Origin of the sequence: Homoserinimonas aerilata (assembly GCF_006716125.1) — a bacterium.
Taxonomy (GTDB): domain Bacteria; phylum Actinomycetota; class Actinomycetes; order Actinomycetales; family Microbacteriaceae; genus Homoserinimonas; species Homoserinimonas aerilata.
In genome coordinates this window covers 55,200-70,895 of the sequence record NZ_VFOM01000002.1, presented here as the reverse complement: position 1 = coordinate 70,895, position 15,696 = coordinate 55,200, and the positions used below count along the sequence as shown (strand labels likewise).

Annotated in this window: 17 protein-coding genes; 3 read left to right on the top strand and 14 right to left on the bottom strand. The window is 67.4% G+C overall.

The annotated features are described in order from the left end of the window. Nucleotides 1–394: 394 nt before the first annotated feature. On the bottom strand, nucleotides 395–1,684 hold the full coding sequence (locus tag FB562_RS10460; RefSeq protein WP_141881252.1) for an ATP-dependent DNA helicase: 1,290 nt from the start codon (nucleotides 1,682–1,684) through the stop codon (nucleotides 395–397). Between the two features lie 92 nt (nucleotides 1,685–1,776). On the opposite strand from FB562_RS10460, the gene FB562_RS10455 reads away from it, so the two are divergent. Beyond that, entirely contained in the window at nucleotides 1,777–2,814 is a 1,038-nt protein-coding gene (locus tag FB562_RS10455; protein WP_141881251.1) for a hypothetical protein, read from the top strand. Between the two features lie 92 nt (nucleotides 2,815–2,906). Here FB562_RS10455 and FB562_RS10450 read toward each other — a convergent pair whose 3' ends face one another. After that, nucleotides 2,907–4,868, bottom strand: a complete 1,962-nt coding sequence (locus FB562_RS10450) for a bifunctional copper resistance protein CopD/cytochrome c oxidase assembly protein (RefSeq protein ID WP_221625405.1) — start codon at nucleotides 4,866–4,868, stop codon at nucleotides 2,907–2,909. Between the two features lie 190 nt (nucleotides 4,869–5,058). On the opposite strand from FB562_RS10450, the gene map reads away from it, so the two are divergent. Beyond that, a complete protein-coding gene (gene map / locus FB562_RS10445; RefSeq protein WP_141881250.1) occupies nucleotides 5,059–5,841 on the top strand; it encodes a type I methionyl aminopeptidase in 783 nt (260 codons plus the stop codon). A 58-nt stretch (nucleotides 5,842–5,899) separates the two neighbouring features. Here map and FB562_RS10440 read toward each other — a convergent pair whose 3' ends face one another. The 12 genes from FB562_RS10440 to FB562_RS10385 form a co-directional block, all read right to left on the bottom strand. After that, on the bottom strand, nucleotides 5,900–6,187 hold the full coding sequence (locus FB562_RS10440; RefSeq protein WP_141881249.1) for an HU family DNA-binding protein: 288 nt from the start codon (nucleotides 6,185–6,187) through the stop codon (nucleotides 5,900–5,902). Nucleotides 6,188–6,318: 131 nt separating this feature from the next. Beyond that, complete coding sequence (gene rpsN, locus FB562_RS10435) at nucleotides 6,319–6,624, bottom strand: 30S ribosomal protein S14 (RefSeq protein WP_141881248.1); 306 nt, start codon at nucleotides 6,622–6,624, stop codon at nucleotides 6,319–6,321. A gap of 2 nt (nucleotides 6,625–6,626) precedes the next feature. Further along, nucleotides 6,627–6,794: a 50S ribosomal protein L33 gene (gene rpmG / locus FB562_RS10430; protein ID WP_141881247.1), complete on the bottom strand. Its 168-nt coding sequence runs from the start codon at nucleotides 6,792–6,794 to the stop codon at nucleotides 6,627–6,629. Further along, on the bottom strand, nucleotides 6,794–7,030 hold the full coding sequence (gene rpmB, locus FB562_RS10425; RefSeq protein WP_141881246.1) for a 50S ribosomal protein L28: 237 nt from the start codon (nucleotides 7,028–7,030) through the stop codon (nucleotides 6,794–6,796). The genes rpmG and rpmB overlap by 1 nt, the downstream gene beginning before the upstream one ends. 153 nt (nucleotides 7,031–7,183) lie before the next feature. Next, nucleotides 7,184–7,579, bottom strand: a complete 396-nt coding sequence (locus FB562_RS10420; protein ID WP_141881245.1) for a Fur family transcriptional regulator — start codon at nucleotides 7,577–7,579, stop codon at nucleotides 7,184–7,186. 11 nt (nucleotides 7,580–7,590) lie between these two features. After that, entirely contained in the window at nucleotides 7,591–8,487 is an 897-nt protein-coding gene (locus FB562_RS10415) for a metal ABC transporter permease (protein ID WP_141881244.1), read from the bottom strand. Next, nucleotides 8,487–9,353 (bottom strand): metal ABC transporter ATP-binding protein, encoded by an 867-nt coding sequence (locus tag FB562_RS10410; protein WP_141881243.1) that lies wholly within the window; start codon nucleotides 9,351–9,353, stop codon nucleotides 8,487–8,489. The genes FB562_RS10415 and FB562_RS10410 overlap by 1 nt, the downstream gene beginning before the upstream one ends. A 65-nt stretch (nucleotides 9,354–9,418) precedes the next feature. Beyond that, complete coding sequence (locus FB562_RS10405; RefSeq protein WP_141881242.1) at nucleotides 9,419–10,414, bottom strand: metal ABC transporter solute-binding protein, Zn/Mn family; 996 nt, start codon at nucleotides 10,412–10,414, stop codon at nucleotides 9,419–9,421. Between the two features lie 105 nt (nucleotides 10,415–10,519). Next, nucleotides 10,520–11,869, bottom strand: coding sequence for a dihydrolipoamide acetyltransferase family protein (locus FB562_RS10400; protein WP_141881241.1), 1,350 nt, complete (start codon nucleotides 11,867–11,869; stop codon nucleotides 10,520–10,522). Between the two features lie 28 nt (nucleotides 11,870–11,897). Then, complete coding sequence (locus FB562_RS10395; RefSeq protein ID WP_141881240.1) at nucleotides 11,898–12,884, bottom strand: alpha-ketoacid dehydrogenase subunit beta; 987 nt, start codon at nucleotides 12,882–12,884, stop codon at nucleotides 11,898–11,900. Next, nucleotides 12,881–13,996: a thiamine pyrophosphate-dependent dehydrogenase E1 component subunit alpha gene (locus FB562_RS10390; RefSeq protein ID WP_246081458.1), complete on the bottom strand. Its 1,116-nt coding sequence runs from the start codon at nucleotides 13,994–13,996 to the stop codon at nucleotides 12,881–12,883. Before FB562_RS10390 ends, FB562_RS10395 begins: the two co-directional genes overlap by 4 nt. Before the next feature lie 118 nt (nucleotides 13,997–14,114). After that, nucleotides 14,115–15,197: a histidinol-phosphate transaminase gene (locus FB562_RS10385; protein ID WP_246081457.1), complete on the bottom strand. Its 1,083-nt coding sequence runs from the start codon at nucleotides 15,195–15,197 to the stop codon at nucleotides 14,115–14,117. Nucleotides 15,198–15,255: 58 nt separating this feature from the next. On the opposite strand from FB562_RS10385, the gene FB562_RS10380 reads away from it, so the two are divergent. Beyond that, on the top strand, nucleotides 15,256–15,660 hold the full coding sequence (locus tag FB562_RS10380) for a phage holin family protein (RefSeq protein ID WP_141881237.1): 405 nt from the start codon (nucleotides 15,256–15,258) through the stop codon (nucleotides 15,658–15,660). Nucleotides 15,661–15,696: the final 36 nt, after the last annotated feature.

Genomic DNA, 15,696 nt, shown 5'->3' with positions numbered 1-15,696 from the left:
GCTCGTCGACACGCCGGGCTCCACCACCCGTTCCCGGCGCGCCGCCCACAATCTCCTGCCGAACGAACCCCTTCCCCGCTGGTCCGGCACCCACCCCTCCCCGCTGGCCAGGCCCCACTTCCCCTGCCGATCGGCCGCCCTTCCCTGCCGATTGGGCCGCCCCTACGACTGATTGAGCCTGTCGAAATCTCCCCCCGAGCACACCCCGCCCGGCCATCTCCGCCTCCACCGACTCACTCAACAGGAGATTCTTCGCGACACGCCGGGTTTCGCCGCCGCTCCCCGCGCGTCGCCCACAATCTCCTGTTGAACTCGCAGGCTTGATTTCGGCAGGCTCGATCACCGCGGGGGCGGCGGCTCGATCAGCGCAAGGGGCGGCGCAGGGGGCGGCAGGCTAGGAGGCGGCGATGCCCGGCACTGTGGCAGCCTGCGACATGAAGCGGCGCACGTTGTCGTCGACGATGATGTCGGATGGCCGCAGCGGCCTCGTCAGGTAGAGGCCGTCGAGTGCCGTGATTCGGCTGAGGGCGACGTAGGTCTGCCCGGGGGCGAAGGAGCGTTGGCCGAGGTCGATGACGGCGCGCTCGTACGTTTTGCCCTGCGATTTGTGGATGGTGACCGCCCAGGCGAGCCGCAGCGGAAACTGCGTGAACTCGGCCACGATCTCGCGGCGCAACTGTTTGGTGGACGCCGAGTAGCTGTACTTGATCTTCTCCCACACGGCGGGCAGAACCTCGTGCTCGGTGCCGTCGACCTCGACCCGCACGGTCGAGTCGATGCGGGTGACCCGGCCGACGGTGCCGTTCACCCAGCGTTGGTCGCCGTCGTTGCGCAGGAACATGACCCGCGCCCCCACCTTGAGTTCGAGGTTCTCGTCGGCGGGGTAGGCCCGCCCGCCGAAGTCGCCCGAGACCTCCGCCCGCGCCGTCTTCGCCGCGCCGCCGAGCTTCGCGAGCGAGCTCGCGTTGATGCGATTGACGGTGTCGTTGCGCGTGGCCAGCGTGATCGCGTCGTCGACGGGGGCCGGCCGCGCGCCTGTCTCGTTGAGCCGCTGCGCGATCTCGGCCGTCACCATGCCGTGGCGCACGGCGTTGAGCATGAACTTGAACTCCTCTTCGTGCTGGCGGTGGATGACGCCCAGCTCGAAGATGCGCAGTGAGGTGTCGTTCCACACCTTCGCGTCGAAGAACCACATGGATCGGTAGTTGTCGGCGAAGTAGGCACGCTCGTCGCTGTCGCCGGGCACGGGTGCCAGCTGGTACGGGTCGCCGAACATGACCACCTGCACGCCGCCGAACGGTTCCTCGCGGCGCTGCCGGGCCTGGCGGAGGCTGCGGTTTATGGCGTCGACGAGGTCGGCGTTCACCATGGAGACCTCGTCGATGACCAGCGTGTCGATCGTGTTCAGCAGCTTGCGAACATCCGCATTCTGTTCGATGCCGTGGTCGGCGATGACGCCGATCGGCAGCCGGAACAGCGAGTGGATGGTCTGCCCGCCCACGTTCAGCGCGGCGACGCCCGTGGGCGCGCAGATGACGACCTGCTTGGATGTGTTCCACGACAGGTGGTTCAGCAGCGTCGATTTGCCGGTGCCGGCGCGGCCGGTGACGAAGATGTTCTCCCGTGTCGTCTCGATCGCCTCGAACACGGCCGCCTGCTCCGCAGAGAGCGTGATGTCTTCCACTCTCGCCCTCCTGCCGTGGTCATCGTGCCCGACCAATCTACCGGGCGCGGGCCGGGCATCCGTCGTTCAGCGCCTCCGCTTAGGATGGCGGGATGGATTCGGCGCACGGTGAGGAGGAGTCGGGCGCCCCCGCATCCGCCGCCCGAACATCACGCTCCCTCTCCCCCGCTGTGGGCTTCGCGATCGCTGCCGCCGTTCTGCTGCTGGGCTTCTTCGGCACCGTGCTCGCCCTCAACAGCACGGTGTTCAGCGCATCCGGTTTCGTCTCCTCGTACATGGGCGCGCTCGAACGGCACGACGTCGCCGCCGCCCTCGCGATGCCCGGTGTCGGCGAGGGCGCGACGGTCGAGGCGAGCCCCGCACTGCTGCGTCGCGACGCCATGGGGCAGCTGCAGGATGCCTCGGTCGTCTCCGATGTCGACGAGGGCGACGGTCTGCACAACGTCACCGTCGAATATGTGCTCGCCGCCGGCAGCCGCGGCGCCACCACCTTCTCCGTACGCCACACGGGCCCGCATCTGGGTGTGTTCTCGTCGTGGGAGTTCGCCTCCTCGCCGCTCGGGGTGCTCGAGGTGGTGCCACACAACACCGTCGAGTTCGACGTCAACGGGGTCACCGTCGTCGCCGAGCAGGGGGCCGATCAGGCGAACGGCTTTCAGGTGCTCGTGCCCGGCTCGTACACGCTCGAGTACAGCTCCGATTTTCTCGAGGCCGAGCCCGCGACCCTGCTGTTGGGCTCGCCGGCCACGACCGAACGCTTCACGCTCGAGGTGCGCGCCAGTGCTGCCTTCGTCGACGCCGTCGATGAGGAGCTCGCCTCCTATCTCGACGACTGCGCCACCCAGCAGGTGCTGCAGCCGACCGGATGCCCCTTCGGCAAGTCCATCAGCAACCGCATCGTGGGGCTGCCCGGATGGTCGATGGTCACCTACCCGAGCGTGGCGATCGAGCCGGGCGAGACGAGTGGAACGTGGCTGGTTCCGCCCGCCGCGGGGAGCGCGCGCCTCACCGCCGACGTGATGTCCCTGTTCGACGGCACAGTGTCGACCCTCAGCGAGGACGTCACCTTCACCGTCTCCTACCTGGTCACATTCACCGCAGACGGCGGCATTACCTTCACCCCGCGCTGAGCGACCGCACCCAGCCCGCGCGGGCCGCGTGAGTGGTCGATATCCGCCCCAAGATGATGCGCTTGGGGGCGAGTTCTGACCACTCGCGAGCCTCACTCGAGGTCGTGCTCGGCCCGCTTCGCGAGCATCTCGTTGTAGGCGCGCAGGTCGGAGTCGCCGTCGCGGTCGGCCTTGCGGTCCAGTCTCTTCGTGAGTTTCGCGTCGCTGCGCGACCACGATATGGCCACACTGATGGCCAGGATGATGGTGGGGATCTCTCCGATGCTCCAGGCGATGCCGCCGCCCGCCTGTTGGTCTGCCAGAGCATCCGTGCCCCAGCCCATGGCGCCGTACCAGTCGGCCAGGAGCAGCCCCTGGCCCATCATGAGCCCGAGCCCGAAGAAGGCGTGGAACGCCATCGTGCCGAGCAGCAGGAGCAACCTCAGGGGGTACGGCGCGCGGTACGGGACGGGGTCGACGCCGATGAGCGCCTGCACGAAGAGGTAGCCCGTGAGCAGGAAGTGCACGATCATCCACTGGTGACCCAGATGCTCGGTCGTCGCCCAGCGGAAGAGCGGCGAGTAGTAGAAGACCCAGAGCGAGCCGGCGAACAGCACGGCCGCCACGATCGGGTTCGCCAGCACGGCCGCGTAGCGCGAATGCACCGCCCACAGCACCCATTCCCGCACGCCGCGGCTGCCGTCGTTGCGCTTGCGCACCGCGCGCGAGATGAGCGTCACGGGCGCACCCGGCACCAGCAGCACCGGGATCATCATCGTCAGCAGCATGTGGCCGAGCATGTGCATGCTGAACAGGTACTTCTCGTACACGTTCAGCGCGCCGTTGGTCACATAGAACAGCAGCACGAGCCCGGCCAGCCAGCTCACGGTGCGTAAGCCCGGCCAGCGGTCGCCGCGCCGGTGCAGCCGCCACACGCCGGCCAGATAGAAGAAGGCGAGGAACACGACCACGAGCGTCCACAGCGAGTCGAAGCGCCACTCGGTGAGGAACGACATCGGCGTCGGCGGTGCGGGCAGCGGTTCGCCCGTGAGGATCGTCGCCGGGGTGAAGACCACGACCTCCTCCTTCACCGGCGTCGCCGTACGGGCCAGCGCCGCAGCGACGCCCGAGGCGAGCCCCATGAAGCCGAGCTCGGCGACGACCAGCCACCAGAAGTAGCCGCGCCTGCCCGGCCCGGCCACGCGCATCCGGGCGATGACGAAGCGGCGGTGCAGCATGCCGAAGAAGCCGAGCGCGAGCAGGGCGAGAACCTTGACGAGGACGAGGATGCCGTAGTCGGTGAGCAGCCTGTCGAGGCTGCCGATGCGCAGGGCCGCGCTCACATAGCCGGAGATGGCGACGACCACGAAGCACACGATCGCGAGCGTCGAATAGCGTTCGATGACCTCGACGATGCGCCCGCGGTCGAGGGTGCGCTGCAGCAGCACGATCGCGATCAGGCCGCCCAGCCAGACGGCGGCGAAGACGAGGTGCAGCCCGAGCGCGTTGACGGCGGCGTCATGACCGGCCGTGCCTGCCGCGTGCCCCTGTGTCGCCATCGGAACGAGGCCCGCGACGGCGAGCACCGTCACGAAGGCGACGGCGATGGGGTGCCGCACGGCGAAGCAGAGCGCGGTCACGGCCGCGGCGATGAGGATCGTCACCAACCAGGACACGCCCAGTTCCGTCTCGGTGACGAACTGGCCGAGGATGCGCCCGAACGCCGGATCAGATGAGATGGGCTGCTGGTACACGTTCATGAAGGTCAGGAACGCTGTGGCGGCGGATGCGACGGCCCAGACGGCCGCGCCGGCAGCCGCGATGTCGATGGAGACTCCCCAGGCGTCCTCGTCTCTCGCGAGCGCGAAGCTGGCGAGCACGAGGGCACCGATCGCGGTCGCCGCGCCCAGGTTGACGAGCAGTTTGGCGATCGGCAGGCCGAAGCGCACGACAGGGCCGGGGTCGGTGAACTGCGGCGCATCCGCCCCTCCGCCGTACAGCAGTGCCGCGACGAGTGCCGCGAACGAGACGGCCAGCAGGAGCGCTGGACCGGCGATGCGTACGAGCCTGGTCACCCCTCAAGCCTAGGCGAGCGCGGCTGTGCGCCCGCGCGGTCGCTGATGGCTTTCAGTGGTTGCGTGCCGGGCTCGCCACGCTGCCCTTATACGCTTGAGACCAGCCGCCGTTGTGTGTGGGGGCTCAGACTGTAGATCCGCGGCGGCACACTGATGCCCGGATGACGATTGCTTCACTGAAGGGCGCCGCATGATCGAGATCCTCAACCCCGCCGAGTTGGTGCGCGCCCGCGCGACAGGCACCTTGGTCGCAGACATCCTGCACACGCTGAAGGGTCGCATCACGGTCGGCACGAACCTTCTGGACATCGACCGCTGGGCCAAGGCCATGATCATCGACGCTGGCGCCGTGTCCTGCTACGTCGACTATGCGCCCTCCTTCGGGCGCGGGCCGTTCGGCCACTACATCTGCACGGCCGTCAATGACGCTGTGCTCCACGGCCTACCGCACGACTACACGCTCGCCGACGGAGACCTGCTGACGCTGGATCTCGCCGTACTCCTCGACGGAATCGCCGCCGACTCCGCCATCAGCTTCGTCGTCGGCGCCTCACAGCCTGCGGAGAGCCTGGCGATGATCGGCGCGACCGAGCGCGCACTGAGCGCGGGAATCGCCGCCGCCGCGCCCGGGGCCCGCATCGGCGACATCTCACACGCCATCGGCTCGGTGCTCAGCGAGGCGGGCTACCCGATCAACGTCGAGTTCGGGGGTCACGGCATCGGAGCGACGATGCACCAGGACCCGCACGTCTCGAACACCGGCCGGCCCGGCCGCGGATACCAGCTGCGCCCGGGGCTGCTGCTCGCCCTGGAGCCCTGGGTGATGGCCGACACCGACGAACTCGTGACCGATGCCGACGGGTGGACGCTTCGGAGCGTGACCGGATGCCGCACAGCTCACAGCGAGCACACGATCGCCATCACCGACGACGGCGCCGAGATCCTCACCCTGCCATCACTGACGCGTCCGTGAAACGCGAAGGGGCGCCACCCCTGACGGGTGGCGCCCCTTGCGGTGCGTGAAGCGAATACTACTTCGCGGCTGCCTTCAGCTTGCTGCCGGCGCTGACCTTGACACTGTGGCCGGCCTTGATCTCGATGGCCTCACCGGTGGAGGGGTTGCGGCCGGCACGAGCGGCACGGAAGGTGCGCTCGAACGAAAGCCATCCGGGGATGGAGATCTTCGTGCCCTTGCCGACCTCGGTCGCAACGGTGTTGAAGAACGCGTCGAGCGTCGAGTTGACAGCAGCCTGGCTCTGGCCGGATGCTGCGGCAACAGCCGCGACGAGCTCGGTACGGTTTAGTGACTTGTCAGCCATGTGAAGTCCTCCTCGGACGTTATGCTCTGCAGTTCAAACCTGACCATTCGTGAGAATGACCCGGAATGTCGATCGGTTGGCAGTTGAACGTATGGAGGCTAGCAGTAGTCAGCCTCACATTTAGCTCGAATTTACCAGCTTGACTTGGTAATTCCGGGCAATTCGCCCCGGTGAGCCATGTCGCGGAAGCGAACACGCGAAACACCGAACTCGCTGAGGAAGCCGCGGGGGCGCCCATCGATCGAGTCGCGGCCGCGAACGCGGACCGGCGATGCGTTGCGGGGAAGCTTCTGCAGGCCCAGGCGGGCGGCCTCGCGCTGCTCGTCCGTCGAGGCGGGGTCGACGAGCGCCTTCTTCAGCTCAAGGCGCTTCGCGGCGTAACGCGCCACGATGACCTTGCGCTGCTCGTTCTTGGCAATCATGCTCTTCTTCGCCATGGTTAGCGCTCCTCGCGGAATTCGACGTGCTGGCGGATGACGGGGTCATACTTCTTCAGCACGAGGCGGTCAGGGTTGTTGCGGCGGTTCTTGCGGGTCACGTAGGTGTACCCGGTGCCCGCGGTGGAGCGGAGCTTGATGATCGGACGAACGTCCTGTGCCTTGGCCACTAGATCTTCTCCCCACGTGCGAGCAGGTCCTTGACGACCGACTCGATGCCACGGGCGTCAATGACCTTGATGCCCTTGGCGCTCAGCTGCAGCGTGACGTTGCGGCGAAGCGACGGCACGTAGTAGGTCTTCTTCTGCACGTTCGGGTCGAAGCGGCGCTTCGTGCGGCGGTGCGAATGTGAAATGTTGTGTCCGAAGCCGGGAATGGCTCCGGTCACCTGGCAGGTTGCTGCCATGGTCACCCTCTTCTCGATACCGTAGGGCGGTCTGCCCTACCCAAGATCTCTTGTCGGCGCGCACCACTCACCCGGATATTGCCAGTGGATGATTGTGCGCACATGTGGGCAGAACGCCCAACCTGTAAATAGTACGGGCTGTCTGCCTGTTTCTCAAGCTGGGAGCTGCGCAGAGCAGGCCGCGCACAGCCCGAAGACGTCGACGACGTGCTCCGCCCGGGTGAAACCGTGCTCGGCCGCGACCTCGTGCGCCCACCGCTCCACAGCATCCGCCTGGATCTCGACCGTGGTTCCGCAGTTGCGACAGATCAGGTGGTGGTGGTGGCCGCTCAGCGAGCACGCCCGGAACAGGCTCTCGCCCTCCTGCTGCAGCGTGTCGGCCTCGCCGCCCGAAGCCAGGTCGGCGAGCGCGCGGTACACCGTCGCGAGGCCGATCGTGCTGCCGCCGTCGCGCAGCGACGAGAACAGGGTCTGCGCACTGACGAAACCGTCGTTGCGGGCGAGCGCCTCGCGCACGGCCTCGCGCTGCCACGTGTTCCGCTTCTTCACATCCGCACTCATCACAGCATCACCTGGGGGCTCGACGCCGCCTGTCTCCTCGCATCCAGTCCGTTGCGCTCACGGTACCAGCCGATCACACGGCACACGATGTAGATGAGGAACGAGATGGTTGTGACGAACGGGCTGATCGGCAGCGCCCCGCCGAGCGACAGCATGATGCCGCCCACGACGGAGACGACGGCGAACAGCACGCTCAGCAGCGGCGTCTTCACGGGCGAGGAGGTCACGCGCATGGCCGCGGCCGCGGGCGTGACGAGCAGCGCCATCACGAGAAGTGCGCCGACAATCTGGATGCTGATGGCCGTCGCGAGACCCAGCAGCACCATGAATGCCATGGAGAGGCCCGTGACGGGTACCGCCCTGGCGCGCGCGACATCCGGGTCGACGCTCGCGAAGATGAGCGGGCGCCAGATCACGAGCAGACCGGTGACCACGATCGCCGAGATCACGAGCATGAGCACCAGTTGCGGGTTGTCGACCGAGACGATCTGTCCCGTGAGCAGGCCGAACTTGTTGGCCGTGCGCCCCTCATAGAGGGAGAGGAACAGGATGCCGAGACCCAGGCCGAAGGGCATCAGAACGCCGATGATGGAGTTGCGTTCGCGGGCGCGCGTGCCGAGCAGCCCGATGAGCACCGCGGCGATGAGCGAGCCACCGATCGAGCCGGCGACGACATTCACACCCAGGAGTAGGGCCGCGGCGGCCCCCGCGAACGACAGCTCGCTGATGCCGTGCACCGCGAAGGCCAGATCGCGGCTCATGACGAAGGGGCCGATGAGGCCGCCGACGATGCCGAGGATGGCGCCCGCGATGAGCGAGTTGCGCACCAGGTACAGCAGATCGCCGTAGTCGGTGAAGTCGAAGAGCGCCGTCATGACGTCGCTGAGCTGCGCCATCATCGGTGCCACCCGTCGTCGACGTGGTGCTCAAGGTGATCGTGCACCCCGTAGCCCTCGGGGGCGCCCAGCACGGCGACGCGGCCGCGGGTGCGGATGACCTCGACGGGCGTGCCGTACATGTACGACAGCACCTCGGAGCGCAGCACCTCCTCCGGCGTGCCGATCCTGAAGTTGCCGCCCGCCAGATAGAGCACCCGGTCGACCTTGTCGAGGATGGGGTTCACATCGTGCGTGACGAAGAGCACGGCCGTGCGCAGGGCCTTGCGCCGTTCGTCGATGAGTTCGCTCACGACATGCTGATGGTTGAGGTCGAGCGAGATGAGCGGCTCGTCACAGAGCAGCAGCTTCGGGCTGTCGGCGATGGCCTGGCCGACACGGATGCGCTGCTGCTCACCGCCGGAGAGGCTCGCGACGGGCGCACCCGCGAAAGAGGTGGCGCCGACACTCTCGAGCACCTCGTCGACGCGACGGCGCACGGCGGGGGAGGAGACGGGAAGCCCCCAACGGTGGCCGGTGATGCCGAGCGTGACGAGGTCGCGGGCGCGCAACGGGGTGCCCTGCTCGATGAGCTTCTGCTGCGGGATGTAGCCGATCTGGCGGCTGCCGCGTCCCACCGGCCGGCCGAGGAGTTCCAAGGTGCCGGAGCTGAGCGACTGTTGGCCGAGGATGGCCTTGAGCAGGCTCGTCTTTCCGGTGCCGTTGGGGCCGAGGACGGCGATGAACTCGCCGGGCCTGACATCGAGGTTGAGCCTGTTCCAGAGCACCCGATCGCCGAACCTCAGGGTCGCCGATCGCATCCGCAGCACAGGGTCGGCCGTCGCGGCCAAGGGTGCGGAGGCGTGTTCGCCTGTCGTTTCGCTCATTGTCTTCATCTTCAACGGGTGAGGGCCGCCGGCATTCCGGCGACCCTCAACGATAGTCCGGTCGCTCAGGCGAGTGCCCCCGCGATGGCCGCGAGATTGTCGCTCATCCAGTCGATGTAACCGGATCCCTCCGGCAGTGTCTCCGTGAGGGCGATCACCGCGATGCCGGCCTGCGTGGCGGCATCCAGAAGCCTCTCGGTCTCGGCGCCCGCGGTCTGCTCGTTGTAGGCGAGCAGCCTCACCTCGCCGCCCTCGACCTCCGCGATGGTCGCCAGGAGCACGCTGGGGGAGACCTCGCTGCCCTCCTCGACGGCCTCGCTGAAGGCATCCGGAGTGTGATTGACGAGGCCGATCGCCTCGAACAGGTACAGCGGCACGGGCTCGGTGATCGCGACGCCCTCACCCGCGTGCTGCGAATGGAGCGCCTCGGCCTCGTCCGTGAGCGACTGCAACTGCGCCGAGAACGACTCGTAGTTCGTCTCGTAGGCTGCCGCGTTTGCGGCGTCGAGCGCGCCGAGCTCATGCGCGAGTTCGTGGGCAAGCCGGTCCATGGCCTCGAAGCTGTACCAGACGTGCTCGTTGAAGCCCGCGACGTGATCGTGGCCGGCGTGATCGTCGGCATGCGCGTCGTCGGCATGATCGTGGTCATCCGCGGCGTGGTCGTCCTCCGCGTGGTTGTCCTCAGCACCGGGCATCAGGCCGGAGACCTCGGATGCCGAGATCACGACGATTCCGCTGCTGTCGACCGACGAGAGCATGGTGTCGACGAAGGGGTCGTAGCCTCCGCCGTTCTCGATGACGATGTCGGCACGCGAGAGGGCGAGCTGGTCCTGCACTGTCGCCTCGTAGCTGTGCGGGTCCTGCGCGGCGCTGTCGATGATGCTCGTCACGCTTGCCAGATCGCCGGCCACGGCGGAGGCGATGTCGCCGTAGACGTTCGTGGAGGCGACGATGCTGAGCCTGCCGTCGTCGGGTTCGGCGGATGCCGCGCAGCCGGTGAGGGCGAGTGCGGCCGCGGAGACGAGCGCGAGGATTGAAAGGGAGCGGTGCTGTTTCGTCACGGAGTGACCTGTTCTAGTTCAGGGATTCGGGCGCGTTCGGCCCGGATCACAACCCTAAACGCTATTGATAACCATTGTCAAAATGGCCACTCGCGCACATCCCACTCAGTCGAGCAACAGCGCCGGCTCCTCGATGATGCTCGCAACATCGGCCAGGAAGCGGCTGGCGACATCGCCGTCGACCACGCGGTGGTCGAAGCTCGCGCCCAGCGTCGTCACGAATCGCGGCCGAACCTCACCGTCGACCACCCACGGCTTCTGCTTGATCGTGCCGAGCGCGACGATGCCGACCTCGCCGGGGTTCAGGATGGGGGTTCCCGTGTCCATCCCGAAGACGCCGATGTTGGTGACCGTGATGGTGCCGTTCGACATGTCGGCCGGCTGCAGTTTGCCGTCGCGCGCAACGTTCGTCATCTGCTCGATCGCCTGCGCGAGTTCGCGCAGCGACAACTCCTGCGCATCCTTGATGTTCGGCACGACGAGCCCGCGCGGTGTCGCCGCGGCGAAGCCGAAGTTCACGTAGTGGTGCACGACGATCTGCTCATCCGTCCACGTGGAGTTCACGGTGGGGTTGCGCCGCACCGCCCAGATCATGGCCTTCGCCATGACGAGCATCGGCGAGACCTTCACGCCCGCGAAGTCGGTCGAGTTCTTCAGCCGCTTCACGAACTCCATCGTGCGCGTCGCATCCACGTCGACGAAGACACCCACGTGTGGTGCCGTGAAGGCGCTCTTGACCATGCCCGTCGCGATCGCCTTGCGCACTCCCTTGACCGGGATGTACTCCTCACGATCGACGCCCCACGCCGGCGTCTCGATGTTGCGGAACACGCTCGCCTGCGAGGCCCCCCGAACGACGTCCTCGCGCAGGATCTCGCCCGCGAGACCGCTCGGGTTCACCTGGCTCAGGTCGACGCCGAGGTCCTTCGCAAGCTTGCGGATCGGCGGCTTCGCGATGACAGACGATGCGGATGCCGCGGGCACGCGATCGAGGCGAAGCCCGGCAGGGTCGATGGTCGGCATGGCGGCGGCCCGGGCGCCTCGGCGCGAGGCCACCTGCCCCTTCAGTCCGTAGCCGACGAGAACCGCGCCCGGCTTGTCGTCGGCCTTCGTGGCATCCGGCCCCTGATCTTCGGGGGAGATGGTGTCTGCCGTGTCGGCGACCACATCGTCGGCGGGCCCGCGGGCCGGCGCGGGAGCATCCACCGGCTCGGCACCCGTGGAGACGGAGATGATGGGGGTGCCGACGTCGACCGTCGCGCCCTCCTCGACGAGCACGGCGGTGACGACACCCGTGAACGGCGACGGCAGTTCGACGATCGACTTGGCCGTCTCGATCTCGACGAGGGTCTGGTTGACGGTGACCTGGTCGCCCGCCTTGACCTTCCACGACACGATCTCGGCCTCGGTGAGCCCCTCGCCGACGTCCGGCAGCAGGAATTCGGATGCGCTCATGCTGTGTCCTTGTCTGTTGTGGCCCGCGTCAGTACGCGAGAGCCCTGTCGACCGCCTCGAGCACGCGGTCGGCGTCGGGGAGGTACGTCGTCTCCAGCTTCGCAGGAGGGAACGGCGCATCAAAGCTCGAAACCCGCAGAACGGGCGCCTCGAGTGAGTAGAAGGCACGCTCGGTGACGGTCGCCGCGATCTCGGAGGGGATGCCGACGAAACCGGGAGCCTCCGAAGCGATCACGAGACGACCGGTCTTGCGCACCGACTCGACGATGGGGTCGTAGTCAACCGGCGACAGTGAGCGCAGGTCGATGACCTCGACGCTGCGTCCTTCGCCGGCGGCGATCTCGGCCGCCTGCATCAGCACGTTCACCATGGCGCCGTGCCCGAGCACGGTCACGTCGTCACCGGTGCGCACGACCTTGGTGGCGTGCAGCTCTGCGCCGTTGCCGGAGAGATCGACGGGGCCCTTGTGCCAGTAGCGGCTCTTCGGCTCGAAGAACATGACCGGGTCGTTCGAGGCGACGGCCTCCTGGATCATCCAGTAGGCGTCGTGCGGCGTGCTGGGGCTCACCAGGCGCAGACCGGGGGTGTGCGCGAAGTACGCCTCAGGGCTCTCCTGGTGGTGCTCGACCGCGCCGATGTGACCGCCGTAGGGAACCCGGATGACCACAGGCATCCGCACCTGCCCCTCATGCCGGTTGGTCATCTTCGCCAGCTGCGTCGTGATCTGGTCGAAGCCGGGAAAGATGAAGCCGTCGAACTGGATCTCGCAGACGGGGCGGTAGCCGCGCATGGCCAGGCCGATCGCGGTGCCGATGATGCCGGACTCTGCGAGGGGGGTGTCCATTACGCGCTGCTTGCCGAAGTCGCGCTGCAGGTGCTCGGTGACGCGGAACACGCCGCCGAGCGGGCCGATGTCCTCGCCCATGAGGATGACCTTCTTGTCATCCTCCATCGCCTTGCGCAGGCCCGCGTTGAGGGCCTTCGCGAGGGGCATCTCCTCGAACTGCCCGCTCATGCGCCGCCTCCGAACGATGCCTCGTAGTCGGCCAGCCATCTCTTCTGCTCCGTGATCACCGGATGCTCCTCCGAGTAGACGTGGTCGAAGATCTTGTCGGTGGAGGGCTTTGCGAGCTCGAGCGTGCGGCGGCGAATGTCCGCGGCGAAGTCCTCCGCCTCGGTCGCGACATCGTCGAAGAACTGCTGGGACTCCCCGCGCGAGCGCAGGTATGCCTCGAAACGTGCAATCGGATCACGGGCCACCCACGACTGCAGCTCTTCATCGCTGCGGTACTTGGTGGGGTCGTCGGAGGAGGTGTGCGCTCCGATGCGGTACGTGAGTGCTTCGACGAGCTGCGGCCCGCGGCCGGCGCGGGCGTCGTCGAGGAGCTTGGCGGTGACGGCGAAACTGGCGAGCACGTCGTTGCCGTCGATCTGAACGCTGGGGATGCCGAAGCCCTCCGAGCGCAGGTAGAGCGGCGTGCGCGACTGGACCTCGACGGGGACCGAGATCGCCCAGTGGTTGTTCTGCAGGAAGAACACCTGCGGGGTCTGGTAGCTGGCCGCGAAGACGAAGGCCTCGCTGACGTCACCCTGCGAGGTGGCGCCGTCGCCGAAGTAGACGACGACGGCCTCGTCGGAGGAGGGGTTGCCCGTGCCGGCGCGCCCATCGAGCTGGATGCCCATGGCATAGCCGGTCGCGTGCAGCGTGTGCGAGCCGATGACGAGGGTGTACAGGTGGAAGTTGCCGGTCTCCGCGGGGTTCCAGCCGCCGTGCGTGTTGCCGCGCAGCAACTCGATGATGTGGATCAGGTCGAGGCCGCGGATCATGCCGACGGCGTGCTCACGGTAGGCGGGAAAGATGTGGTCCTGTGCGCGGGTCGCGTAGGCCGAGCCGACCTGAGCCGCCTCCTGGCCGACGCTCGGGACCCACAGACCCATCTCGCCCTGCTTCTGCAGATTGGTCGCCTCGCGGTCGAAGCGGCGCACCACGACCATGTCGCGGTGGAACGTCCTGAGCTGGTCATCGCTGAGCGCGTCGACATACTTCAGGTAGTCGGCGGCGACGCCTTCCGTGGAGAGCACGCCGTTGGCGTCGAGCAACTGTACGGTCGTCGGGCTATCTGTCACAGGGGTGACCTCCGCTGTCCTTCGGGTCGTTGGTCCTGCCGCCGCGGCGGGTTCACCGGGCGTGCTGCGCCCCCGAGGGGTCGCATCCGGCATCGCCGACTTTCCAATCTAACCGGGCCTACTGGGCGGCTGACGGTAGCTTGGCGACAACCTCTGCCGCAGCCTTTAGGAGTGTATCGACAGATTCTGCCTCTCCGATGGAGATCCGGATGCCCTCCCCGAGCGCCCGGGCGACGATGCCGCGTTCCATGAAGAGCTCTGCTGCTGCGGTCGTGAAATCTCCTGTCGGGAGCCAGACGAAGTTGCCGTGTGAGCGCGGCACCTTCCAGCCCTGCGCGATGAGCGCATCCGTGATCTGTTCGCGCCTGGCGATGATCTCGTCGAGTTGCTGCCGGTAGTCGTCCTCGTGGGCGAGCGCGGCGAGCGCGGCCCGCTGGCCCTGCTCCGTGACGGAGAGCGGGATGGCGGTGGCGCGCGCGGCGTCGAGAATGTATGGGGCACCGAGGCCGTAGCCGATGCGCAGGCCGGCGAGCCCGTACGCCTTGGAGAAGGTCTTGAGTACGACGAGATTCGGATGCTCGGCCAGCAGAGCAGGACCGCGCGCCGCATCCGGCCCCGCGAACTCGATGTAGGCCTCGTCGAACATGACGAGCACGCTGCGGGGCACCTCGGCCATGAATGCGGTGAACTCGTCTTCTGTGACGATCGTCCCGGTCGGGTTGTTGGGGGAGCAGACGATGATGGCGCGCGTGCGCTCGGTGACGGCGGCGGCCATGGCGGGCAGGTCGTGCCGGTGGTCGGTCAGACTCGGCACCTGAACGCTGTTCGCACCGGCGACGGTGACGAGCCCGGGGTAGGCCTCGAAGGAGCGCCACGAGTAGATGACCTCGTCGCCGGGCCCTGCGACGGCCTGGATGAGCTGCGACAGGATCGAGACGGAGCCGGCCCCCACGTGCACCATGTCGCTGCTGACGCCATGGCGAGCGGCGAGCACATCACGCAGTGCCTGAGCGGATGCATCCGGGTAGCGATTGATCGTGGCCTCGGCGATGGCGGCGGTCACGGCGGGGTGCGGCGCGAAGGGGCTCTCGTTCGACGACAGCTTGAAGGCATCCGGCGCGGCCTGCCTGCCTTGTCGGTAGGGCTGTGTCGCTGCGATCTCGGGGCGGATGCGCACGGGCGGGTTCTCTGCGGTGGTCACCCATGCAACTTTACGCACGAGCGTTGATCGACGCCGCGTCGGCTGCGATAGTGGGGTCATGTCCCGCTTTCTTGTGCGCCTGCTGATCAATGCCCTCGCCCTCTGGTTGACGACCCTCCTTGTGGCCGGTGTGCGCGTGGTGCCGTTCGCGCCTGGCGACACCCTGGCGGTGGTGCTCACCTATCTGCTGGTGGCTCTCGTCTTCGGCGTGGTGAACGGGTTCATCGGCAATCTGGTGCGCATCGTCGCATTCCCGCTGTACATCCTGACGCTCGGGCTGATCGCCCTCGTCGTCAACGCGCTGCTGCTGATGCTGGTGGCCTGGCTGACCGGCCTGCTCGGCTTCGGCCTCGTCGTCGACGGATTCTGGTGGGGTGTTCTCGGTGCCGTGGTGCTGGCCATCCTGAGCTGGCTGATCTCCATCGTTCTGCGGCCGGTGTTGGGCTCCTCGGCCCGCCGCTAACCTGACCCCGGCTTCACAGGCGTCGGTGACCGCGCA

Coding starts and splice junctions, on each gene's coding strand:
- FB562_RS10415 (WP_141881244.1), bottom strand. CDS start 8,487: ATGGCGCAGCTCAGCGACGTCATGACGGCGCTCTTCGACTTCACCGAC.
- rpsN (WP_141881248.1), bottom strand. CDS start 6,624: ATGGCGAAGAAGAGCATGATTGCCAAGAACGAGCAGCGCAAGGTCATC.
- FB562_RS10455 (WP_141881251.1), top strand. CDS start 1,777: ATGGATTCGGCGCACGGTGAGGAGGAGTCGGGCGCCCCCGCATCCGCC.
- FB562_RS10400 (WP_141881241.1), bottom strand. CDS start 11,869: ATGAGCGCATCCGAATTCCTGCTGCCGGACGTCGGCGAGGGGCTCACC.
- FB562_RS10395 (WP_141881240.1), bottom strand. CDS start 12,884: ATGAGCGGGCAGTTCGAGGAGATGCCCCTCGCGAAGGCCCTCAACGCG.
- FB562_RS10410 (WP_141881243.1), bottom strand. CDS start 9,353: ATGAGCGAAACGACAGGCGAACACGCCTCCGCACCCTTGGCCGCGACG.
- map (WP_141881250.1), top strand. CDS start 5,059: ATGATCGAGATCCTCAACCCCGCCGAGTTGGTGCGCGCCCGCGCGACA.
- rpmB (WP_141881246.1), bottom strand. CDS start 7,030: ATGGCAGCAACCTGCCAGGTGACCGGAGCCATTCCCGGCTTCGGACAC.
- FB562_RS10440 (WP_141881249.1), bottom strand. CDS start 6,187: ATGGCTGACAAGTCACTAAACCGTACCGAGCTCGTCGCGGCTGTTGCC.
- FB562_RS10380 (WP_141881237.1), top strand. CDS start 15,256: ATGTCCCGCTTTCTTGTGCGCCTGCTGATCAATGCCCTCGCCCTCTGG.